The sequence below is a fragment of the Saccharothrix sabaoui genome, from assembly GCF_051756985.1.
GTDB lineage: Bacteria > Actinomycetota > Actinomycetes > Mycobacteriales > Pseudonocardiaceae > Actinosynnema.
Window position 1 is genome coordinate 1 of the sequence record NZ_JBPKJK010000146.1, and the last position, 21,790, is coordinate 21,790.

Here is a 21,790-nt window from a genome sequence, read left to right on the forward strand (position 1 = left end):
GCCACGGCAGGTACCGGGCCACGGCAGGTGCGAGCCCCGGCCGGTGCGGGCTCTGCGAGCGGGGCCGGCGCAGGGCCGCGAGCAGGCGGGTGCAGGGGGCTGCGAGCGCGCGGTGCGGAACGGCGTGACGGCGGAGGCAGCGCGGGCAGCGCCGGCGTGCGCGGGCAGCGCGGGCATGCCGAGCGCGGGCTGGTGCGGGGCTGGTGCGGGGCGATCCAGCGGGGCGCGGTGTACGCGAGCGACTTCGCTTGCGCCCCGAGAGCAGGAGACTCACACCCGAAGGTGAGGACCTTGCGACCCTCTGGCGGCAGGGCACAGGTCCGGTGCGCCGCCGCCTCCATTTTCCCGGCAACAACGTCGCCATTACCATTAATACCCGATCTTCGAGCCCCGATCGGGTGATCCCTGCCGGGCATCCCGGTCGGGCGGCCTGTTCAGGCGCCTTGGTCGGGTGCGCTCGGGTGGGGCGCTCCGCTCAGCGGCGGCGGCCTGATTTCAGGGGGGCCACGTCCGCGCCGTCGTGGGTGTTGCGGCACTCGTCGGGGGTCACCGCTTCCACCGCGAGGGTGAGCATGCCCTTGACGCCCGTGTAGATGCTCTCCCCCGCCGACGCCAGCGAGGTGTGCACGCGGTTCGAGTCGGTGAAGTCCCGGTCGTCCTTGGTCCGCTTCTTGCCGGCTTCCTCGGGCTTGGTGGCGCTGCGCAGGTTGACCTCCAACCACGCGGCCACCTCGGTCGGCGTGGTCAGCACCTCTTCCGGCGTGCGCTCCAACCGCTCGGAGCGCGGGGAGGCGTGGTCGAGGGACGTGTGCTCCACGTACGCGTGCCAGTGCGTGTTGCGCAATGACCACGTCTGCTCGACCGGCCATTCCTCCTCGGTGCCCATGCGCCTATCTTGCCAGGGTCCGGACGCCCGAGGTGCGGTCCACCCCCGCGGCTTCGGCGATCTCGCGATCCCAGTGGTCGTGGGACGCGGACGGGACGCGCGTTCCGGTGGCGGCGGGCGGTGTGCGGCTCCGGGGTACGACGAGGCCCCGCTGCCCGGCGGTACGACCGGGAGGCGGGGCCTCGTCTGTTCCCGAACTGACTGCCGCTCCCACCACGAAGCGACGGGACTTAGGTTAGCCTAAGCTCCTGTTCTTGGGAAGTCCGTCGGACGAAACCGCGCGCGACGAGTTCCACGACCACCACGATCGCCACCGCCTCGACGGCGAGCAGGCCGAGCAGCACGACGAGTTGCAGCGCTCCCGCCTGCCACACCGGCGCACCGCCCAGGAGCATCCCGACGAACGCGCCGGGCAGGGTGACCAGGCCGACGGTGCGGGTCTGGTCGAGCGCGGGGAGCAGCGTCTCGGCGGCGGGGCGGCGCACCAGTTCGCGCACGGCGTCCGGTTCGGTGAAGCCGAGCGCCAACGCGGCCTCGTACTCACCGCGCCGGTCGTGCAGGGTGTCGAGGGCCCGGCGGACGGACAGCGTGGTCGCGGTCATCGCGCCGCCGATCAGGATGCCGCCCACGGGGACGAGCGCGATGCCGGTGACCGGCACCAGCCCGCCGAGCACCAGCAGGGCCACGGCGGGGAGCGTGCCGCCGAGGATGGCGAGCGCCACCCACGCGCCGCGCCGGCCGGTCCCCGTGCGCGCGGCGGACGTGCCGGTCGCGACGGTGGCCATGAGGACCAGGAACCCGATCGTCAGCGGCAGGGACGCGAGCACCACCGTGATGACGGCGGACACGGCGGCGAGCTGCGCGGTCGCCCGCAGCGCTGCCCGGACCACCGGCTTCGCCGACGCCAGACCGCCCCAGCGCACGACGACGGCCGCGGCGGCGGTGAACACCAGGCACACGATGAGCAGGCGGACCCAGTCCGTTGCGATGACCACGGGGAGATGATCGCGGGCACCCAGCACGGGGGCATGATCGCGAGGAGATGGCCGCGAGGAGATGGCCGCGAGGGGATTGTGCGATTGTTGAACGATCCTCGGGGCGGAAGTGGCGGCCCGATGGCGGCGGCGCCAGCGGTCAGGGACGGCGACGTTCAGGGACGGCGACGTTCAGGGACGGCGGCGGTCAGGCGCAGGGGCGGCGGCGGGCGGGGGCGGGGGCGGCGGCGGGGGCGGTCAGGGGCGGGGGCGGCGGCGCAGGGGGAAGCGGTGGGTCGGGAGGGTGCGGCCGTTTCGGCGGGCCAGGACGAGGCCGCCCACGACGGCCGCGACGATCGACACGACGCCGCCGACCACGAGGGGCGCGCGGGCGGTGAAGTGTTCGGCCAGCCAGCCCATGACGGGGCCACCGACCGGGTTGCCGCCGAGGAAGACGAGCATGTAGAGGCCCATCACCCGGCCGCGCATCGCGGGTGACACGGCGAGCTGCACGGTGGCGTTCGCGGTGGTCGTGAAGGTCATCATGGCGATGCCGAGCGGAATCAGGGCGGCGCCCGTCAGCCACATCGTGGGCAGCACGCCGACGACGATCTCCAGCACGCCGAACGCCAGCGCGCCGATGATGAGCAGCCGCAGCCCCGGCTTGCCGTTGGCGCTGCGCTTCGCGGCCAGGGTCGCGCCCGCCAGCGTGCCGACCGCCAGCATCGTGGACAGCAGGCCGTACGCGCTGGCGTCACCGCCGAACGTGTTGCGCGCCAGCACCGCCAGGGTCACGTAGAAGTTCAACCCGAACGTGCTGATGAAGAACACCATGAACAGCAGGATCACCAGGTCGGGGCGCTTGCGGACGTACCGCAGCCCTTCGCGCAGCTGGCCCTTCTCACGCGGCACGGGGTCGCCGCGGTGCAGTTCGCGCGGGTTCATCAGGACGAGGCCGAGCAGGACGCCGAGGAAGCTGACGGCGTTGACGAGGAAGACCCAGCCGGTGCCGACCACGATGATCAGCACGCCGGCGACCGCCGGGCCGACCATGCGGGCCAGGTTGAACGTCATGGAGTTGAGCGCGACGGCGTTGGTGAGCTGGTCGCGGCCGACCATCTCGACGACGAAGCTCTGCCGCACCGGTGTCTCCACCGCCGACACGGCGCCGAGCAGCAGGCACAGCAGGTAGACGTGCCACAGCTCGACCACGCCGGTCACGTCGAGCAGCCCCAGCGCCAGGGCGCACAGGCCGAGCCCGGTCTCCAGCACGAGCAGCAGCCTGCGCTTGTCGAGCCGGTCGGCGAGGACGCCGGCCCACAGCGACAGCAGAAGCGTCGGCGCGAACTGGAGGGCGGCGGCGATGCCGAGCGCTACCGGTGAGCCGTCGGACAGCTCCAGTACGAGCCAGTCCTGGGCGACGCGCTGCATCCACAGGCCGACGAGCGAGACGACCTGGCCGGAGGCGTAGAGGCGGTAGTTGCGGACGCGCAGGGAGCCGAACGTGCTGCTGCGCCGGCGTGGCGGGGGTGCGGCCGTGTTGCGGTCGAGCCGATCGGTCTCTGCACCACCCGCGTACGCCGGCACGTCGTTACTGCCCCGCCATCCTGTCGATGATCGAGGACGCGCGCGAGAGCACGTCCCGTTCCTCGGGTGTCAGCTCGGCCAGCCGGACGTCGAGCCAGGCTTCCCGCGCGGACACCTCTTCGTCGATGTAGCTCAGCCCTGCCTCGCTCAGCTCCACGATGGCCTGCCGGCCGTCGGTGGGGTGGGGGCGGCGCGTGGCGAACCCGTACTCCTCCAGCGCGGCGATGACCCTGGTCATCGACGGCGGCTGGACGCCTTCCTTGGCGGCCAGCTCGCCGGGTGTCAGCGGTCCGCACTTGTGCAGCGTGGACAGCGCGGACACCTGGGTGAGCGAGATCGCGGAGTTCACCCGCTGCGCGCGGAGCCTGCGGTTCAGCCTGACGACCGCCAGCCGCAGCCGGCTCGCCAGTCCTGCCTCGACCTCGGTCTCCACCACGTAGTTAGCATACCTCACGATCTCTGCCCCCATCGTGTGAATTCGTCCTCAGCCGAGGACGGCCTGGATCGGCCCGATCGCGAAGTAGACGACGAACGCCGCCGCCACCACCCACATCAGCGGGTGCACGCTCCGCGCCCGGCCGGTGAGCGCCCTCAGCAGCACGTAGCTCACGAAACCCGCGCCGATGCCGTTCGCGATCGAGTAGGTGAACGGCATGACCACGATCGTGAGGAACGCGGGCAGGCCCACCGAGAAGTCGGCGAAGTCGATCTCCCGGACCTGGATGATCATCAGCGCGCCGACGATCACCAGCGCGGGGGCCGCGGCCTCGATCGGCACCACCGCGTACAGCGGGGTCAGGAACATCGCGGCGAGGAACAGCAGGCCCGTCACGACGTTCGCCAGGCCCGTCCGCGCCCCCTCCGCGATGCCGGACGCCGACTCGATGTAGACGGTGTTCGACGACGAGGACGCCACGCCGCCCGCCACCGCGCCCACGCCGTCCACGAACAGCGCCTTGGACACGCCCGGCAGCTGGCCGTCCTTGCCGATCAGGCCGGCCTCCTTGCCCAGGCCCGTCATGGTGCCGACGGTGTCGAAGAAGTCCGTCAGGACCAGCGTGAACACCAGCAGCGCGGCGGTCAGCGCGGGCACCCGGGTCCACGCGCCGAACGACACGTCGCCGAGCAGCGACAGGTCCGGCAGGCCGAAGACCTGGTCGGGCAGCGCCGGGTAGCCCAGGTTCCAGCCGGCCGGGTTCACGCCCGCCGACGGGCCGGCCTTGACGACCGCCTCGATCACGATGGACAGCACGGTCGCGGACAGGACGCCGATCAGGATGCCGCCCTTGACCTTGCGGGCGACCAGGATGCCGGTCACCACCAGGCCGACGACGAACACGAACGTGGGCCACGACGCGATGGAGCCGTTGATGCCCAGTCCGACCGGGACGGTGGTGCCGGCGGCGTCCGGGACACGGCGCACGAAGCCCGCGTCGACCAGGCCGATGAAGCAGATGAACAGGCCGATGCCGACCGCGATGGCCGCCTTCAGCTCGGCGGGCACCGCGTTGAACACCGCCGTGCGGACGCCCGTGACGACCAGCAGCAGCACTACCAGGCCGTTGACGACGACCAGGCCCATCGCCTCGGGCCAGGACATCTGCGGCACCATCGTGACCGCCACGAACGAGTTGATCCCGAGGCCGGTGGCGAGCGCGAACGGGTAGTTCGCGATCAGTCCGAACAGGATCGTCATGACGCCCGCGACGAGCGCCGTCACCGCCGCGACCTGCGGCACGGTGAGGATGTTGCCCAGGACGTCGACCTTCGCGGACGGGTCGTCGGCGGCGAAGCTGCCCAGGATCAGCGGGTTCAGCACCACGATGTAGGCCATCGTGACGAACGTGACCAGGCCGCCGCGCACCTCGCGGCCCACCGTGGACCCGCGCGCGGAGATCTTGAAGAACCCGTCGAGCGCGGACGTCTTGGTCCTGCCGGCGGGTCCGGGTGCCGTCGGTTCTGGCGCCGTCGGTTCTGGCGAGTCGGAGGCGGCGGGGTCGGCGGTGGCCATCTCTTCTCCTTGGTCGGTGTGGCGTGGAGGCAGAGCGTGCCCCACCCGTGTTTCGGACAGGTAGCCTGCCTGACGTGGCCGAACAGGACGCAGCGCCCCTCCTCCCAGCACAGCTCCCCGCACCGCCGCCCCTGCCCGCGAGGCTGGCCGACCCCGTGCCCGCCATCGTGACCGGGACCGTGCTGTGGTTCGCCGGCTTCCTCGTGGTGCTGCTGTTCTGGCGCTCGGAGACGACGTTGCTGTGGACGTGCCTGTCGGGCGGTCTGCTGGGGGTGATCGGCTACGGCGTCTTCACGTGGCAGCGCTCCGCCGCGCGCCGGGGCAGGCGCACCGCCCAGCAGGGCCAGGGCCTCACCGACTGAGCCGAGAGTCCAACGCTCAGGACCCCTGAGTTCTCCACTCGCGAATGAAGAACTCAGGGGTCCTGGACGTTGGACTCTCGGGTCCTGAGCGTTGGACTCTCGGGTCCTGAGCGTTGGACTCTCGGGTCCTGAGCGTTGGACTCTCGGGTCGTGAAGGCATGACTCGCGGGGTGCGAGCGCATGACTCGCGGGTCAGCCGAGGAGGACGGTGGGGGTCGGGTCTGCGATCAGGGCGGCGAAGGTGTGGCGGTCCTCCCAGCGGGAGGTGGTCCACGCCAGGGCGCGGGCCAGGCCCTCCGGGGTGTCGGCGGCGTGCACGACGTCGTCGGCCACCCACCAGGAGACCTCGTGCTCGGCGCCCTCGGCGGCGACGACCAGGGTGTCGTGGACGACCACGCCGGCGGTCGGCAGCTCCACGCCCAGCAGGTCGCACGCCACGCGCACCGCGCCCAGCTCGGCCCACACGACCTCGTCGCCGGCCCCCACGACCTCGCCGGTGACCTCCTCCGAGGCCAGCGGCAGGGCGAGGAGCTCGGCCAGGGCCGGCGCGGACCCGGCGGAGGCCAGGACCTGCTCCGGCGGCAGCACGCCCAGCAGCCACGGCAGGTCGAGCACCAGCACGTCGTCCGCCGGCACGGCCTCGCCGGTCAGGGCGCGGACGCGGTCGGGCGGCTCGACGTGCACGTCGTCGGCCACCGACGCGAGCAGCGCGTGCACCCGCAGCACGAGGGCGTCGGACAGCGCGCGCGCCGGGTCGCCCAGGCGGGACAGCAGGTCGGTCACGTCGTCCTCGTCGAGCACGCCCAGCGACGTGCGGACGCCCGTCGCCGCCAGCACGTGCGCGGGCAGGCCGACGTCCGGCACCACGTCGTACAGGCCCTCCAGCCCCGTCGCGTCGGGCAGCCGCCACGAGCCGAGCGGCACGCCGTCGAACGTCGCGTAGCGGGCCAGCCACCAGCCGGTGTAGCCGTCGGGCTCGGTCACCGCGCGCCACGTGACGGGGTCGGCGGCCATCATCGCCAGCGCCCTCGGCCACTTGTCGCGCGCCACCAGGTCCAGGTCGCGGACGCCCAGCACCCGCGTCGGCGGCACGTCGAACGCGTCCCACCAGTAGCCCTCGTCGGCGAGGTCGTGGTCGGGTTCGGTGGGCGAGTCGTCGTCGACCACGGTGAACCCGTCGATCACGCCGACGCCGGTCAGCACCTCGCGCGGCCACTCCGCCGCGACCCCGGGCGCCAGCACGCCGAACGGCGCGTCGTCCTCCAGCACCTCCAGCAGCGCCGAGTCGGGCAGCACGAGCTCGTCGGCGCGCCGCCACTCCCCCGTGCCGGACGGCAGCGCCAGCCCGCCCAGCCACGGCCGGCCGCCGGCCCGCGACACGAGCCGCAGCACGGTGGAGACCAGCTCGGCGCCCTCCATGCCGGGGTCGTCGAGGCTCTGCCGGACGGCTTCGCGCACCGCGTCGGAGTCGAGCAGCTCGGCGGCGGACGCCTCGGTCGCGCCCAGCCTGAGCAGCAGCGGGTGCGCGGCCTCCGGGTGCGCGATCCGCAGGCCGGGCACCGAGAACAGGTCGGAGTCGGTGCCGACGAGCACGCCGCGCGGGCTGCTCACCAGGCGGCCGTCGACCAGCGGCACGGGCAGCGCGCCCATCTCCTCGCGCGCCGTGGAGTCGACGTCCGCGATCGGCGACAGCGCCTCGTACACCTGCCGCCACCACGACGGGTCGCCGCCGACGCCCGCGAGGGCGGCCACGACCTCGGCGACCGACATGCGCGGCACGTCGAGCGCGGCCAGCGCCTTCGCGTGCGGGGGCAGCGTCAGCTCGTGGTCCAGCAGGCCGGGGACGACGTCCTCCAGCAGCTCCACCAGGTCGAACGACGCGACGTCCAGGACCTTCGAGGACGCGGGCGCGCCCCACTCGCCGTCGGCCAGCGGCAGCCACGCGGCGGTCCGCAGCTCGGCCAGCAGCGCCGTGCGCAGCCGGTCGTCCACCTCGGACAGCGGGAACCCGGGCAGCGGCACGAGGGACGTGCGCTCGACCGCGGGCAGGGCCGCCACCAGCGCCGGGTAGGCGGCGGCGGCCCGGTCCAGCACGAACGCCGCCGCGTCGCCGGCCAGCACCCGCCGCCGGGACGGCTCCACCGGCAGCGTCGCGATCAGCCGGGCGGGCAGGGACAGCTTCTCGTCGGTGGGGGTGGGCGCGTGCAGCACGTCGCCGGCCAGCGGCTCGTCCATCGGCCACGCCCAGCACACCGACCACCGCGGCCGGGCCTCCACGCCCGCGACCAGGTGCTCGGGCAGCTCGCCGCCGTCGCGGTGCACCAGCCACCGCCGCACGCCGCCGGGCCCGGTCAGCTCCACCACGCCGTCGGTCTCCGCGCGTTCCCACGCGTCGGACCCGACCTCGACCCGCCGCAGCCCCGGCAGGGCCAGCAGCAGGTCGGGCACCTGGAGCGCGAACTCGGCCACCAGGTCGGGCGCGTCACCGCGCAGCGGCAGCCGGACCTCGGTGTCGAAGCCCTCGGGCAGGTCGTCCTCGTCGGTCGGCCACACCAGCCGCAGCACGGGCACGTCGCCGCCGCGCGCCGACGCCAGCTCCGGCACCGCCTCGCGGGTGCGGTCCGCGGAGAACGCCACCCCGCCGGAGCGGGACACCACGCGCGGCGCGTCGGTCACCGCCAGCACGGCCGCGAAGCCGACGCCGAACCGGCCGACCGTGCCCGCCGACTTCGACGACGCGCGCAGCGACGCCAGCGCCGCCACCCCGGCCGCGTCCAGCGGCGCGCCGGTGTTCGCCGCGCGCAGCTCGCCGTCGACGACGGTCAGCCGCAGCACGCCGGGTTCGGCGCCGGCCGCGTCGGAGGCGTTCTGCGCCAGCTCCACCAGCAGCCGGTCGCGGTAGCCGCCGAGGCGGAGGTCCTCCTCGGCGTTGGCGTCCTCGCGGAACCGGGTGGGCGACCCGCGCCACGCGGCCAGCACCGACTCGCGCAGCGCCGCGGTGCCGAACGGGTCGTGCGGCTCCGGGCTCACCGCCCGCTCTCGTCGGCGGACGTACGGGCGGACGTACCGGCGGACGTGCCGGCAAGGGACTCGGCGGGGGTCGCGGCGGAGGTGTCGGCAGGGGGCTCGGGCACCTCGTTGGCCTCCACGTCCAGCACGGCGTCGTCGTACACGACGTCGGCCACCGGGATCGCCGGGCCGCCCTCGACCTCGACCTCGGAGTGCGCGCCGCACCCGTACTCGACGTGCACGACGTGCCCGTCGGCCGGCGTCAGCTCGTTCGCGCAGACCCCGAACGCGGCGCCCAGCGACCCGGCGACGCGCTGGTAGAAACCGCAGGTCCCGCAGTGCGCGGGCGCGCTGCGCGCCATCTCGCTGCGCGGCCCGAAGTCACCGCCGTGCCACCGCTGGGCGGCGTCCAGCACGCCCTCGCGGGACAGCACGCGCACCCGGCCGAGGCCCACCTCCAGGGCGACCTCCTCGACGGCCGGGTCGTCGGAGGCGACGTAGCCGGGCGCCAGGCGCGGGTCGTCCTCGGGCGCGGGCAGCAGGTCGCCGACGCCCAGGTCACCGGCGCGGACCCGCTCGTGCCAGGGCACCCAGTCGGGGGCGACGAGCGCCTCGTCGCCGGGCAGCAGCACCACCTCGCTGACGGAGAGCGGCGTGCCGGCACCGGCGAACGCGAGCGTGACGGCCCAGTTCCAGCCGTGGTAGCCGGCGTGCTCGGCCTCGAACAGGTGGGTGACCGACGCCTCGTCCTCGGCGATCACGCCCACGTGGTCGCCGACGCGTTCCGCGCCCGCCTCCTCCTGTGCTGCGGCTCGGGCGAGCTGGACGGCAGTGGGGTCGGCGAGCGCTGGATTGGGCTGCTGGGTCGGCGTTGCGGTCACAGGTGAATTGTGCCGCACGCCTTCGCCTCTCCGCGCACACGTGCCACCCTTTCGGACGTGCGGTGGCTGATGGTGGCGGTGGTCTTCGTGTCGTCGGTGGCGTGCGCTGGGCCACCCGGCGGTACGCCGGGCGCGTCCGGACCCGCCCCGGCGGGCTACGAGGTGCTGGGCACGCTGCCGCACGACACCGGGGCGTTCACGCAGGGCCTGGAGCTGGTCGACGGCGTCCTCTACGAGGGCACCGGCCTGGAGGGGCGGTCGTCGGTGCGCCGGATCGACCCCGCCACGGGCGAGGTCGAGCGGCGCGCGGACCTGCCCGCGCCGCTGTTCGGCGAGGGCATCACGGTCGTCGGCGACCGCCTGTGGCAGATCACCTGGCGGGACGGCGTGGCCGTCGAGCGGAACCGCGACACCCTCGAAGAAGTGAGGCGCGTCACCTACGAGGGCGAGGGCTGGGGCCTGTGCCTCGACGGCGACCGGCTGGTGATGAGCGACGGCACCGACGAGCTGGTGTTCCGCGACCCCGCCACGTTCGCCGAGACCGGGTCGGTGCGGGTGACCCGCGACGGCCGGCCGGTCACCGAGCTGAACGAGCTGGAGTGCGCCGGCGGGCGGGTGTGGGCGAACGTGTGGCAGACCGACGAGGTCGTGCGGATCGACCCCGCGGACGGCCGGGTCGTCGCCACCCACGACCTGTCGGGGCTGCGGCCGGCCGACGTGCCGGCGACCGACGTGCTCAACGGCATCGCGGCCGTGCCGGGCACCGACGAGTTCCTGCTGACCGGCAAGAACTGGCCGACGATCTTCCGGGTGAGGTTCACCGGGGGCTGACCGCGCATTGCGCGGGAAAGTCCGCGCCGGGTGAGGCAGGATTGGGGCGTGACGCCCCCTCGGCCGGAAGACCCGTCGCGGCGGTACCCGTGGGAGGACGACGAGTACAAGCCGCGCACCCGGCCGTACCCGACCCCCGGCGCGCCGCCGCCGCCCGACCCGCCGCGCCGCGGAGCACGGCAGCGGCCCGGTGGTGAGGACCCCCGCGAGCGCCGCCCGGGACCGCGGCACGACGGGGACGACCGGACCGGGGACCCGCGCGAGCGCCGCCCGGGACCCGGGCACGGCGGGGACGACCGGACCGAGGAGGCGCGCTTCGCCCCGCCGCCGGACGACCGGCCCACCGCGCCGACCCTGCCGAGGAAGCTCACCGTCACCCGCGTCGCGTGGTTCCGCGCCCGTGAGCTGAGCGGCCGGGCGCTGGCGACGTTCCGCCGCGCCGCGCACGCCGACGGCGCCAAGCAGTCCGGCCTGTCCTCGCTCACCTACGCGGTGATGCTGAACTACGCGGCCGACGCCGCCATGGCCGTCGCGCTCGCCAACACCCTGTTCTTCTCCGCCGCCTCCGGCGAGAGCCGCGGCAAGGTCGCCCTCTACCTGCTGATCACGGTCGCGCCGTTCGCGCTGGTCGCCCCGGTCATCGGCCCGGCGCTGGACCGCGTCCAGCGCGGCAGGCGGATCGCGCTGGCCGCCTCGTGCGCGCTGCGGGTGCTCCTGTCGATCGTGATGGCGATGAACTTCGACAACTGGGGCCTGTACCCGGCGGCGCTGGGCAGCATGGTGCTGTCCAAGTCGTTCACCGTGCTCAAGGCCGCGATCACCCCGCGCGTGCTGCCGCGCGACATCACGCTGTCCAAGACCAACGCCCGGATGACGGTGTTCGGCCTGGCCGCGGGCGGTGTGCTCGGGGCGTTCGCGGCCGGGTTCGCGAACCTGTTCGGCTCGCCGGGCGCGCTGTGGTTCACCGCCGTGCTCAGCGCCGTGAACGCCTACTACTGCCTGCGCATCCCGTCGTGGGTCGAGGTCACCGAGGGCGAGGTGCCCGCGTCGCTGCGGGCCCGGCCGCGCGAGCCCGGCAGGCCGCAGAAGCGGGAGCGGCAGCCGCTGGGCCGCACGGTCGTGGTGTCGCTGTGGGGCAACGGCACGATCCGGATGCTCACCGGGTTCCTGATGCTGTTCTCCGCGTTCGTGGTGCGCGCCCAGACCGAGGGCGACGCGTTCAAGCAGCTGCTGCTGCTCGGCGTGATCGCGGCGGCGGCCGGTGCGGGCAGCTTCCTCGGCAACGCCGTGGGCGCGCGCCTGCACTTCGGCTCGCCCGACCACGTCGTGCTCGGCTGCCTCGGCGCGGCGCTGGCCTCGACGGTGGTGGCGGCGGTGCTGCCCGGCCTGACCACGGCGGCGGTCGTCGGCCTGGTCGGGGCCACGGCCAGCTCGCTGGCGAAGGTGTCGCTGGACGCGGTCATCCAGGACGACGTGCCCGACGAGTCGCGGGCCTCGGCGTTCGGCCGGTCGGAGACGATCCTCCAGCTCGGCTGGGTGTTCGGCGGCGCGCTCGGCGTGCTGCTGCCCACCGAGTACTGGGTCGGGTTCACCGTGCTGTCGGTGCTGCTCGCGGTGGGCCTGGCGCAGACCGTGCAGACCCGGCGGGGCGCGACGCTCGTCCCCGGGTTCGGCGGCGACCGGCCGCTGCGCCCCGCGCCCGTCGCGCCGCACCGCGGCACGTAGGCTCGACGGCCGTGCGCCGAGTCCCGCTTGCCGTCGTCCCGCTGCTGGCCCTCACCGCCTGCGCGGCGCCGCGGAACCCCGAGGTCACCTTCTACGCCGACGGCCACGCGGTCACCGTCGCGCCGTCGCAGTACTGCGACCTCCAGTCGGAGAACTGCGACGTGGACGTGGAGGCGCTGGGCGTGCTGCGGGTGCGGCCCGGCAAGCCGGTGCAGATCTCCGTGCCCGGCGAGCTGGCCGAGACCGCCTGGTCGGTGAAGTTCACCTACCGCGACGGCGCGGGCGTGCCCCGGGAGCCGCTGCGCAGCAAGCTGTTCACCTCGCGCGAGCCGAGGTTCGCGTACACGCTCGTGCTGCCGGACCCCGCCGACCGGTTGGAGAGCGTCGAGGTCCAGCAGTACGGGGCGCGCATCGAGGCGAGCACGACGGGCGCCTTCGACTTCGTGGCGCGCGGCACGTGGGTGCTGCGCGTGGAGCAGGGCTGACCTACGGGTCGAGCTCCCGCGCCACGGCCCGGACCACCTCGGCGACCAGCTTGGTGTTCTTGCGGTCCGGGTAGCGGCCCCGGCGCAGCTCGGGCTGCACCTTGATCTCCAGCAGCTTGATCATGTCCTCGACCAGGCCGTGCAGCTCCTCGGCGGGGCGGCGGCGCGCCTCGGCCACGGACGGGGCCGGGTCGATCAGGCGCACCGACAGCGCCTGCGGGCCGCGCCTGCCCTCGGCCATGCCGAACTCGATGCGCTGACCGGCTTTGAGGCCCTCGACACCCGGGGGCAGCGCGGATTTCCGCACGTAGACGTCCTCGCCACCGTCCTGCGTGACGAAGCCGAAGCCCTTCTCCGAGTCGTACCACTTGACCTTGCCGGTCGGCACCGCGCTCACCAATCCCTCTTGCACTCACACGACGAACGCGCCCCGGGCGTGCCCGAGGCGCGTCCCACCAGAGTAGCCAGAACACCGGCGCGGAGGCACCTCCGATCGCGCGACTAGGCTCATCCGCATGTCGACCTCGAAGCTGATGCCGGCGGCGGTGGCCCTGTTCGCGCTCGGTGTCGTGGCGATCGTCGCGATGTTCGTCGTGGGCGAACGCGGCCTGCCCGCGTGGGTGTTCGCGGCGGGGTGGCTGCTCACCCCCGCCGGTCTCGCGCTGGGCGTGTTCAGCGCGGTGCGGGACTCCCGGCGGCCCCGGCGCTGAGCCGCTCGGCGTTCGCGCGCAGCCAGTCCGGGAAACCGGTCAGGTCGGGCAGCACGACGTCCGCGCCCTCGGCGGCCAGCTCGTCCGCGCCGCACGGCCCGCTGACGACGGCCACGGCCACCGCGCCCGCCGCCTTCGCGCCCCGCACGTCGCCCACGTGGTCGCCGACGTAGGCGGCGGCGTCGTGCGCCCGGAGCGCCTCCGCCTTGCCGGTGGACCACAGCTCGCCGAACAGGTGGTCGACCTCCCAGCCGAACGCGGCCAGGTGCAGCGCCGCGTTCTTCCGGTACTTGCCGGTCACCACCAGCGTCGTCCCGCCCAGCTCGCGCACGGCGGCGAGCGCCCGCGCCGCGCCGGGCAGCGCCACCGTCGCCGGGATCACCACCTCCGGGTACAGCGCGCGGAACCGGTCGACCAGGTCGGGGATCTCCTCCTCGGGCACGCCGAAGCCCCGGTAGACCATGTCCAGGGGCGGGCCGAGGTTGGCCGCGAAGTGCGCGCCGTCGAGGGGGTGGCCGCACTCGGCCGCCACCGCGTCCATCACGGCCGCCATCCCGGGACGGGGGTCGATCAACGTCATGTCCAGGTCGAATCCCACGGTCAGCGGCACACCCCGACTGTAACCGCCGCTGTGCCAAGCTTTGCGCCGTGACGGAACTCACCCGCGCCCTGCTGCTGGCGGCCGTGGACCTGGTGGCCGAGCGCGGTTCGCGCGGCCTGCGGATGGCCGACGTCGCGTCCAGGGCGAAGGTGAGCAGGCAGAGCGTCTACAACGAGTTCGGCAACAAGGACCGGCTCGTGCAGGCGGTGGCCCTGTTCAAGGCGGGCGAGTTCCTCGACGGGGTGCGGGAGCGGATGCAGGCCACGCCCGACCCGCTGGAGGGGCTGCGGCTCGGCATCCGGTTCGCCTTCGAGCTGGCCGGCGAGGACCCGCTGGCGAGGTCCGTGTTCTCCGGGGCGAACGCCGAGGACATGCTGCCGCTGCTCACCACCCGCGGCCAGCCCGTCCTGACGCTCGCCACGTCGGTGTTCGCGCAGCACGTCCGGGCGCACTGGCCGGCGCTGCCCGCCGCGCGCGCGCACCTGGTCGCGGAGACGGTCGTGCGGGTCGCGCTGAGCCACCTGCTGACGCCGAGCAGCCGCCGGGTGGAGGCCGTGGTGGCGGTGGCGGAGGCCCTGCTGCGCGAGCCGTGAGGGCGGTCCGCCCGCCGGTCACCGGCCGGCGCGGTCCTCCCGCACGGCCGCCAGGAACGCCGCCCTGGCCTTCGCCCCGACGACCACCGCGCCACCGCCCGGGTTCTTGCTGTCCCGCACCGCCAGGCCGTCACCGGCCTGGGCCAGCTCGACGCAGTTGCCGTTGTTGCCGGCCGACCTGCTCGACTTCCGCCACGTGCCGGGGATGAGGTCGGTCATGCCAACCCCTTTCAGTCGTCGCTCCCGAGTGCGCCCCTCAGCGTAGCCAGGGCGTCACGGGTCGCCGCCGGTGAAAGCGCGGCCGAGGCGATCTCCTCGAACAGCTCGACGTGCGCGACGACCTCGCGCGGTTTCTCGTGGTAGGTGGCGCTGAACAGCCCCTCGGCGTACGCGACGTCCATGCCCGGCGCGGGGTCGAAGCGCAGGACGGAGAAGGGCTGGTCCATGCCCCGGTAGAGCCCGGCGCTCTTGGGCATCAGCTGGACGACGACGTTCGGCCGCCGCGACATCTCGACGAGGTGGTCGACCTGCCCCACCCGCGCCCCGGCGTCGCCGACGAGCCGGTCGAACACGCCCTCGTCGAGGATCACGCGCAGCCGCAGCGGCGCCGGACCGGTCAGCCGGCGCTGCCGCTCGGCGCGCAGCTCGACGGCGCGCCGGAGGTCGTCCTCGGTCGCGTCCGGCTTCCACACCCGGCGCAGGGCCCGGGTGTGCTCCCGCGTCTGGAGGATGCCGGGCACGTGGGCCGTCTCCAGCGTCCACACCTCCGAGGCGTAGCTCTCCAACCTGATGTAGTCCCGCGCGAAGTCGGCGGCCACGTCGGCGTGCGCGACCAGCAGGCCGCGCTGGTTGCTCTCGCGGGCCATCCGCAGCAGCACGTCCAGCTCCGGCGACCCCACGCCGTAGGCGGTGGCGAGCAGCCGGACGTTCTTCTCCAGGATCGCCTGCTCGGCGTTCTCGATCTTGCTGATGGTCGAGCGGCTGAGGCCGGTGGCCCGCACCGCGTCGTCCTGCGTCATCCGCGCCTGGTCGCGCAGCTCGGCCAACCGGTACGCCAACTGGCGCCGGCGGATCGGCGGGACCGGCTTCGGCGCGTCGGTCATGGTCACTCCTCGGGCGGGGGCGGGGCCAGTCTGCCGGTCGCGCCCACGAACAGGCGACCAGCGTCACCCGATCGGGATGTCGCCCCAAGAACGTTCATGACACTACATTTTCGTTGCCGGTCCTCCGGTGCCCGCCTCGCTCGACGCACCCGGGAGGGATCGACCACGTGGAGACCGTTGGACGGACGGAAGCACCGGCGGAGAACAGGGCCGCGGTCAGGTCGGGCACCGCGCACAGCCGCGAACTGGGCGAGGAGCTGCGGCGCGTCCGGCGTCGGGCCGCCCTGTCCGCCGCGGTGCTCAGCGAGTCCCTGGGCTGGTCACCGAACAAGCTGAACAAGCTGGAGACGGGCAGCCGGGGCGCCGCCCCGTGGGAGATCGGCGCGCTGGTCGGCCGCTGCGGAGCCGACAAGGCCACCCGCGACCACATCCTCGCCCTGACCGCGGAACCCGACACCGGCAGCTTCCTGCGCCTGCACGACACCGCCCCCGACGCGCTGACCGCGCTGTCCGTGCACGAGCGCGCCGCCACCGCGATCACCTGCTACGAGGCGTTCGCGATCCCCGCCCTGGCCCAGACCGCCGACTACACCCGCGCCCTCACCGGCGACGACGACCTCGTCCGCGCGCGGGCCGCGCGCCAGGCGGCGCTGCGCGCCGTCATCGGGCCGCTCACCACCCTCTACGTGCACGAGGCGGCCCTGCGCATGGTCGTCGGCGGCACGGCGACCATGCGCGACCAGGTGCGGCGCCTGGCGCTGGTGTGCGGGGCGCCGGGCACCACCGTCCACGTCGTCCCCGCGACCGCCCCGGCGCACGAGGCGCTGCTGCGGCCGGCCGCGCTGCTGGCGTTCCCCGCGCCGACCCGGCCCCTGGCCGTCGTGGAGACCGACACCGCGACCGCCTTCCACGAGGACCCGCGGGTCGTGGCCCGCTACGAGCACAAGATGCGGTGCCTGCGGTCGCTGGCCCTGCCGCCGGTCGAGTCGGCCGCCCTGGTCGCCCGCTACGCCGACGACTACGCGCGCCGGGCGGGCGCGGACTAGCGGGCGCGGACTACCGGACGCCCTCGTAGGACAGGCCGACGCCCGCGGCGGCCCGCTCCATCGTGCGCAGGATCGCCAGCGACTCGTCGTGCGACATCGACGGGCTCTCCACCTCGCCCGCCACGACCCGGGCCACCACCTCGCGCAGCTGCGGCACGTACCCCGCGCCCTCCTGCACGTAGGTGTGCTCCACGCCGTTCACGATCATGCGCGCCGGGTTGTACATCGCCTCCGGGAACTCCACCAGCCCCTTCGTCCCGTACACGACCGCGCCGTCCTTGAGCGGGCTGACCAGCGACGACCCGAGCAGGGCGTGCGCGCCGCCGGGGTAGCCGAGCAGCATCCCCAGCTCGGCGTCCACGCCGCCGACGAGCGAACCGTGCGCGTGCACCGCCTCCGGCTCGCCGAGCAGCAGGTGCGCGAACGACACCGGGTAGATACCCAGGTCGAACAGCGAACCGCCGCCCAGGCCCAGGTTCCACAGCCGGTGCGCCGGGTCGTGCGGCAGCGTGAACCCGAAGTCGGCCCGAACCGACCTCACCTCGCCGATCTCCCCCGCCGCGACCAGCTCGCCCAGGCGCACGACGAGCGGGTTGAACCGGGTCCAGACGGCCTCCATGAAGAACAGGCCGCGCTCGCGCGCCAGGTCGACCACCTCGCGCAGGTCGGCGGAGGTCAGCGCGGCGGGCTTCTCGCACAGCACGTGCTTGCCCGCCGCCAGCGCGGCCCGGCTCACCTCGTGGTGCTGGACGTGCGGCGTCGCCACGTAGACGACGTCCACGTCCGGGTCGGCCAGCAGGTCGGCGTAGTCGCCGTAGGCGCGGGGGACGCCGTGCTTCGCGGCGAAGGCCTCGGCCTTCGGCAGCGCGCGGGAGGACACCGCGAGCACCTCGACGTCGGGCAGGAGGCGGAGGTCACCGGTCACGACGTCGGCGATGCCGCCCGTGGCGACGACACCCCAGCGGAGTCTGTTCAGCACAAGCGGGCAGCTTAATCGGGCAGGATGGGTGCGGTGAGGCTCATCCTGAACGTGATCTGGCTGGTGCTCAGCGGCTTCTGGCTGGCCGTCGGGTACGTGCTCGCGGGCATCGTCTGCTGCGTGCTGATCATCACGATCCCGTGGGGGCTGGCGTCGTTCCGGATCGCGAACTACGCGCTGTGGCCGTTCGGCCGCACCGTCGTGGACCGGCCGGGCGCGGGCGCGCCGTCGCTGCTCGGCAACGTGATCTGGATCGTCGTCGCGGGCGTCTGGCTGGCGATCGGGCACGTCGTCACCGGCATCGCGCTGTGCGTGACGATCATCGGCATCCCGCTGGGCATCGCGAACTTCAAGCTGGTGCCCGTCTCGCTGCTGCCGCTGGGCAAGGAGATCGTGCCGGCCCCCTAGGCCGGCCCCTCGACCCCGGCTCCGGCGGGCTCGGGCTCGTCGGCGCCGGGCTCGTCGGCATCGGGCTCGTCCAGCCGCACCACGAGGCACGGGCCGCCGCTGTAGAGGCCCGCGTCCACGGCCAGCACCCTGCCGTCGGCGTAGCGCAGCGGGCCGTCGATCTCCGCCGGCGGCACGCCGAGCTGGTCGGCGATGACGCTGTGCCCGTGCACGACCTCCCGGCCGCCCAGCAGGTCGAGCAGCGCGGTGGCCACCGCCGGGCCGTCCGGGCCGCGGAACGCGTAGCGCGTCGTCATCTTGCGCCAGCACTCCCACCACTGTTCGAGGTCGTCGCCCCCGAGCACGTGGTGCACGGCGTCGTTGACCTCGTCGATCGTGGCGCCCCACTCCAGGTAGGCGAGGGTGTCGGAGTGCATGAGCAGGTGGCCGTCCACCTCGGTGAGCACGCGGCGCGACGTCAGCCACCCGATGTGGGCGTCGGTGAGCCGGTCCTGGTCGCTGCGCAGGCCGCCGTTGAGCAGCCAGCTGCGGGCGAAGCTGCGGGGCGTGGGCGCGCCCGGCACGTTCTCGTCGCCGAACCGGTGCATGCCCAGCAGCAGCACCTCGTGGTTGCCCACGAGCGCGTCGACCCGCCCGCCGCTCTGCTCGTGCAGGCGCATGACGAACTCGATCACGCCGACGCCGTCGGGGCCGCGGTCGACGAAGTCGCCCAGGAACCACAGCTCCGCGTCGCCGCCGCTCCAGTCGCCGTCGGCGTCCACCAGGTCCGCGGCGTGCAGGGCGCGGGTCAGCTCGGCGAGGTGCCCGTGCACGTCGCCGACCACGAACAGCGGTCGTTCCACACCCGCGACGATAGGCGACGCGCGGGGGTCGTGCGCGCGAGTCGATCAGCGCTTCGGCACCCCGTTCCGGCGGTCGGCCGCCCGCTCCCCCGCCGGGGGGAGCCGGGCCGAGCGGACCGTGACGGCACGACTCCGCCGCGCAGCCGGGCCGGGACGCCTAGACCGGGTTCGGCTCGTCCTCCGGGAACGGGTTCGCCGAGTGGCCGACCAGGTCGGCGATCGACTTCACCACCCGCGTCGGCCGGTACGGGTACAGCTCGGCGGTGGAGTCCGCGGAGATGCCCGACAGCACCAGGATGGTGCGCAGGCCCGCCTCCAGGCCCGAGCGCACGTCGGTGTCCATCCGGTCGCCGATCATCAGGGTGTGCTCCGAGTGCGCGCCCAGCGCCCGCAGCGCCGACCTCATCATCAGCGGGTTGGGCTTGCCCACGTAATAAGGGGCGCGGCCGGTGGCCCGCTCGATCAGCGCGGCCACCGCGCCGGTCGCGGGCAGCGAGCCCTCGCGCGACGGTCCCGTGGCGTCGGGGTTGGTGGCGATGAACTTCGCGCCCTCCTCCACCAGCCGGATCGCCTTGGTGATCGCGGTGAAGCTGTAGGTGCGGGTCTCGCCCAGCACCACGTAGTCCGGCTCGCGGTCGGTGAGCACGTAGCCGATCTCGTGCAGGGCCGTGGTCAGGCCCGCCTCGCCGATGACGAACGCCGACCCGCCGGGCCGCTGCGAGTCGAGGAACCGCGCGGTCGCCAGCGCCGAGGTCCAGATCGCCGACTCCGGCACCTCCAGGCCCGTGCGGGACAGCCGGGCGCGCAGGTCGCGCGGGGTGTAGATGGAGTTGTTGGTGAGCACGAGGAACGGGATGGAGTTCGCGGTCAGCTCGGCGACGAACTCGCCCGAACCCGGGATGGGGTGCTCCTCGTGCACGAGCACGCCGTCCATGTCCATCAGGTAGTTCCACTGATCGCTCATGGGCGACATGCTGCCGGCTCAGGCGTCGACCACGCGCTTCCGGAACGCCGCGACGACCGCCCGGTGGTAGCGCTCCAGCACGTCCCGCTCCTCGGGCGTGAAGTGCGACAACACCTCGGTCAGGGCCTCCTGCGCGCCGCGCGAGAGGTGCTCGGACCTGGCGTCGTCGGCCAACGTGACCTCGACGAACACCTTGCGGCGGTCGTGCGGGTCCCGGACGCGGCGCGCGTACCCGGCGCGCTCCAGCCGGTCGATCACCCCGGTCACCGCGCCGGTGGACAGGCCGGACAGCTCGGCGATCCGGCCCGCCGTGACCGGTCCCCCCGCGCGCAGCGCCAGGTCGAGGCACTTCTCGTCGGTCGGCGAGAGGCCCATCCGCTCCGCCAGCCTGCCGTGGACCTGGGCGGTGAGCGCGCTCGTCTCCCGCGTGTAGGAGCCGAACCGCTCCACCACGTCGGCGGGCACGTCGGCGGGCACGTCGTGCTCGCTCGTCATGCCCAGCAACTTAGCGGCTGCGGGGCGCGGCCAGGCATCCTCCTCCGCGCGGGGGAGTTCCGCCCACCGGCTTCTCCTCGTCCACCCACCGGCGTCGGCCGATTACCCTGGACGGGGTGACAGCTGTCGAGTTGGGGCTACCCGCCGTGCGCGGCAACCCGGAGACCGCGGGGCGTCCGGGCTCACCACTGCTGGTCGACCGGTTCGGCCGGGTCGCGAAAGACCTGCGCGTGTCCCTCACGGACCGCTGCAACCTGCGCTGCACCTACTGCATGCCCGCGGAGGGCCTGGACTGGCTGCCGAAGCCGGAGCTGCTCTCCGACGACGAGCTGACCAGGCTCCTGCGCGTCGCGGTGACCCTACTCGGGGTGACCGACATCCGGTTCACCGGCGGCGAGCCGCTGCTGCGGCCCGGCCTGGAGGGCGTCGTGGCGGCGACCGCCGCGCTGCGGCCCCGACCGCGGATCTCGATGACCACGAACGGGGTGACCCTGGCGCGGCGCGCGGTGGACCTCGTGGCGGCCGGGCTGAACCGGGTGAACGTCTCGCTGGACACCCTCGACCCGGCCCGGTTCCGGGAGCTGACCAGGCGTGACCGGATCGACGACGTGTTCGCCGGCCTCGCCGCCGCGCGGGACGCCGGGCTGACGCCGGTGAAGGTCAACTCGGTGCTGATGCGCGGCGTCAACGAGGACGAGGCCGTGCCGCTGCTGCGGTTCTGCGTGGAGCACGGCTACCAGCTGCGGTTCATCGAGCAGATGCCGCTGGACCCGCAGCACGGCTGGGACCGGGACGGCATGGTGACCGCCGAGGAGATCCTGGCGTCGCTGCGCGCGGCGTTCGCGCTGGAGCCCGAGCCCGGTGAGCGCGGCGGCGCGCCCGCGGAGAAGTGGCTGGTGGACGGCGGCCCGGCGGTGGTGGGCGTGATCGCGTCGGTGACCCGGCCGTTCTGCGCGGCGTGCGACCGGACCCGGCTGACCGCGGACGGCCAGGTGCGCAACTGCCTGTTCAGCCGGACGGAGACGGACCTGAGGGCGCTGCTGCGGGGCGGGGCGACCGACGAGGAGGTCGCGGACGCGTGGCGGGGCAACTCGTGGGCGAAGGCGGCCGGGCACGGGATCAACGACGCCGGGTTCAGCCAGCCCGACCGGCCCATGAGCGCGATCGGCGGGTGACGACCCGATGACGGGGACGACGACGACCGGGTGCCGGGGACGGCGGGAGCGACGGGGACGGCGGAGGGCGGCGGGATGACCTCGGCGGGCGACAGGGCGACCGCGGCGGCGAGCCAGGCGGGC

Annotated in this window: 24 protein-coding genes; 9 read left to right on the forward strand and 15 right to left on the reverse strand. The window is 74.0% G+C overall.

The genetic code is table 11. The features are described from left to right. Positions 1–475 precede the first annotated feature (475 nt). The 5 genes from ACR807_RS32600 to ACR807_RS32620 all read right to left on the reverse strand — a co-directional run bounded on the left by ACR807_RS32600 (position 476) and on the right by ACR807_RS32620 (position 5,458). The gene (locus tag ACR807_RS32600) at positions 476–886 is read right to left on the reverse strand and encodes a hypothetical protein (RefSeq protein WP_438925313.1); all 411 of its coding nucleotides are present in this window, start codon (positions 884–886) and stop codon (positions 476–478) included. A gap of 230 nt (positions 887–1,116) precedes the next feature. Further along, positions 1,117–1,881 (reverse strand): ABC transporter permease, encoded by a 765-nt coding sequence (locus ACR807_RS32605; protein WP_438925314.1) that lies wholly within the window; start codon positions 1,879–1,881, stop codon positions 1,117–1,119. A 237-nt stretch (positions 1,882–2,118) separates the two neighbouring features. After that, a complete protein-coding gene (locus tag ACR807_RS32610) occupies positions 2,119–3,447 on the reverse strand; it encodes an MFS transporter (protein WP_438925315.1) in 1,329 nt (442 codons plus the stop codon). Between the two features lie 4 nt (positions 3,448–3,451). Further along, positions 3,452–3,916 (reverse strand): MarR family winged helix-turn-helix transcriptional regulator, encoded by a 465-nt coding sequence (locus ACR807_RS32615; protein WP_438925316.1) that lies wholly within the window; start codon positions 3,914–3,916, stop codon positions 3,452–3,454. Positions 3,917–3,931: 15 nt separating this feature from the next. Continuing rightward, entirely contained in the window at positions 3,932–5,458 is a 1,527-nt protein-coding gene (locus ACR807_RS32620) for an NCS2 family permease (protein WP_438925317.1), read from the reverse strand. A gap of 74 nt (positions 5,459–5,532) precedes the next feature. On the opposite strand from ACR807_RS32620, the gene ACR807_RS32625 reads away from it, so the two are divergent. Then, positions 5,533–5,820, forward strand: coding sequence for a DUF2530 domain-containing protein (locus ACR807_RS32625; RefSeq protein WP_438925318.1), 288 nt, complete (start codon positions 5,533–5,535; stop codon positions 5,818–5,820). 192 nt (positions 5,821–6,012) lie between these two features. Here ACR807_RS32625 and ACR807_RS32630 read toward each other — a convergent pair whose 3' ends face one another. Both ACR807_RS32630 and ACR807_RS32635 read right to left on the reverse strand, forming a co-directional pair. After that, positions 6,013–8,850 carry a sacsin N-terminal ATP-binding-like domain-containing protein gene (locus tag ACR807_RS32630; RefSeq protein ID WP_438925319.1) on the reverse strand — a complete coding sequence of 946 codons (2,838 nt, stop codon included), beginning with the start codon at positions 8,848–8,850 and terminating at the stop codon, positions 6,013–6,015. Beyond that, positions 8,847–9,710: a DUF3027 domain-containing protein gene (locus ACR807_RS32635; protein WP_438925320.1), complete on the reverse strand. Its 864-nt coding sequence runs from the start codon at positions 9,708–9,710 to the stop codon at positions 8,847–8,849. Before ACR807_RS32635 ends, ACR807_RS32630 begins: the two co-directional genes overlap by 4 nt. Before the next feature lie 69 nt (positions 9,711–9,779). On the opposite strand from ACR807_RS32635, the gene ACR807_RS32640 reads away from it, so the two are divergent. Genes ACR807_RS32640 through ACR807_RS32650 form a run of 3 tightly spaced genes read left to right on the forward strand, consistent with a single transcriptional unit; the run spans position 9,780 to position 12,751 of the window. Further along, entirely contained in the window at positions 9,780–10,541 is a 762-nt protein-coding gene (locus ACR807_RS32640; RefSeq protein ID WP_438925334.1) for a glutaminyl-peptide cyclotransferase, read from the forward strand. A gap of 6 nt (positions 10,542–10,547) precedes the next feature. Next, the gene (locus tag ACR807_RS32645) at positions 10,548–12,266 is read left to right on the forward strand and encodes an MFS transporter (RefSeq protein WP_438925335.1); all 1,719 of its coding nucleotides are present in this window, start codon (positions 10,548–10,550) and stop codon (positions 12,264–12,266) included. A gap of 11 nt (positions 12,267–12,277) precedes the next feature. Continuing rightward, the gene (locus ACR807_RS32650) at positions 12,278–12,751 is read left to right on the forward strand and encodes a DUF2771 family protein (protein ID WP_438925321.1); all 474 of its coding nucleotides are present in this window, start codon (positions 12,278–12,280) and stop codon (positions 12,749–12,751) included. Position 12,752: 1 nt separating this feature from the next. Here ACR807_RS32650 and ACR807_RS32655 read toward each other — a convergent pair whose 3' ends face one another. Beyond that, positions 12,753–13,139: a cold-shock protein gene (locus ACR807_RS32655; protein ID WP_438925336.1), complete on the reverse strand. Its 387-nt coding sequence runs from the start codon at positions 13,137–13,139 to the stop codon at positions 12,753–12,755. 127 nt (positions 13,140–13,266) lie between these two features. Between ACR807_RS32655 and ACR807_RS32660 the strand changes: the two genes are divergently transcribed. Next, a complete protein-coding gene (locus ACR807_RS32660; RefSeq protein WP_438925322.1) occupies positions 13,267–13,461 on the forward strand; it encodes a hypothetical protein in 195 nt (64 codons plus the stop codon). On the opposite strand, the gene ACR807_RS32665 is transcribed toward ACR807_RS32660, so the two are convergent. Beyond that, a complete protein-coding gene (locus ACR807_RS32665) occupies positions 13,424–14,071 on the reverse strand; it encodes an HAD family hydrolase (RefSeq protein WP_438925323.1) in 648 nt (215 codons plus the stop codon). The two genes, ACR807_RS32660 and ACR807_RS32665, sit on opposite strands and share 38 nt — an antisense overlap. A gap of 38 nt (positions 14,072–14,109) precedes the next feature. On the opposite strand from ACR807_RS32665, the gene ACR807_RS32670 reads away from it, so the two are divergent. Continuing rightward, complete coding sequence (locus ACR807_RS32670; protein WP_438925324.1) at positions 14,110–14,655, forward strand: TetR/AcrR family transcriptional regulator; 546 nt, start codon at positions 14,110–14,112, stop codon at positions 14,653–14,655. An 18-nt stretch (positions 14,656–14,673) separates the two neighbouring features. On the opposite strand, the gene ACR807_RS32675 is transcribed toward ACR807_RS32670, so the two are convergent. Both ACR807_RS32675 and ACR807_RS32680 read right to left on the reverse strand, forming a co-directional pair. Continuing rightward, on the reverse strand, positions 14,674–14,874 hold the full coding sequence (locus ACR807_RS32675; protein ID WP_438925325.1) for a DUF397 domain-containing protein: 201 nt from the start codon (positions 14,872–14,874) through the stop codon (positions 14,674–14,676). An 11-nt stretch (positions 14,875–14,885) separates the two neighbouring features. After that, positions 14,886–15,758: a helix-turn-helix domain-containing protein gene (locus tag ACR807_RS32680; protein ID WP_438925326.1), complete on the reverse strand. Its 873-nt coding sequence runs from the start codon at positions 15,756–15,758 to the stop codon at positions 14,886–14,888. Positions 15,759–15,925: 167 nt separating this feature from the next. On the opposite strand from ACR807_RS32680, the gene ACR807_RS32685 reads away from it, so the two are divergent. Next, positions 15,926–16,804 carry a DUF5753 domain-containing protein gene (locus ACR807_RS32685; protein WP_438925327.1) on the forward strand — a complete coding sequence of 293 codons (879 nt, stop codon included), beginning with the start codon at positions 15,926–15,928 and terminating at the stop codon, positions 16,802–16,804. A 10-nt stretch (positions 16,805–16,814) separates the two neighbouring features. Here the strand turns inward: ACR807_RS32685 and ACR807_RS32690 are convergent, their stop codons facing one another. Next, complete coding sequence (locus ACR807_RS32690; protein ID WP_438925328.1) at positions 16,815–17,783, reverse strand: Gfo/Idh/MocA family protein; 969 nt, start codon at positions 17,781–17,783, stop codon at positions 16,815–16,817. Between the two features lie 33 nt (positions 17,784–17,816). On the opposite strand from ACR807_RS32690, the gene ACR807_RS32695 reads away from it, so the two are divergent. Further along, entirely contained in the window at positions 17,817–18,191 is a 375-nt protein-coding gene (locus ACR807_RS32695; protein WP_438925329.1) for a YccF domain-containing protein, read from the forward strand. Here ACR807_RS32695 and ACR807_RS32700 read toward each other — a convergent pair. The 3 genes from ACR807_RS32700 to ACR807_RS32710 all read right to left on the reverse strand — a co-directional run bounded on the left by ACR807_RS32700 (position 18,188) and on the right by ACR807_RS32710 (position 20,492). After that, the gene (locus tag ACR807_RS32700; protein ID WP_438925330.1) at positions 18,188–19,033 is read right to left on the reverse strand and encodes a metallophosphoesterase; all 846 of its coding nucleotides are present in this window, start codon (positions 19,031–19,033) and stop codon (positions 18,188–18,190) included. The genes ACR807_RS32695 and ACR807_RS32700 overlap by 4 nt on opposite strands. Positions 19,034–19,190: 157 nt before the next feature. Continuing rightward, complete coding sequence (locus tag ACR807_RS32705) at positions 19,191–19,997, reverse strand: HAD-IIA family hydrolase (protein ID WP_438925331.1); 807 nt, start codon at positions 19,995–19,997, stop codon at positions 19,191–19,193. A gap of 18 nt (positions 19,998–20,015) precedes the next feature. After that, positions 20,016–20,492 (reverse strand): MarR family winged helix-turn-helix transcriptional regulator, encoded by a 477-nt coding sequence (locus tag ACR807_RS32710; protein WP_438925332.1) that lies wholly within the window; start codon positions 20,490–20,492, stop codon positions 20,016–20,018. A 116-nt stretch (positions 20,493–20,608) separates the two neighbouring features. Between ACR807_RS32710 and moaA the strand changes: the two genes are divergently transcribed. Then, positions 20,609–21,667 (forward strand): GTP 3',8-cyclase MoaA, encoded by a 1,059-nt coding sequence (gene moaA / locus ACR807_RS32715; RefSeq protein ID WP_438925333.1) that lies wholly within the window; start codon positions 20,609–20,611, stop codon positions 21,665–21,667. Positions 21,668–21,790: the final 123 nt, after the last annotated feature.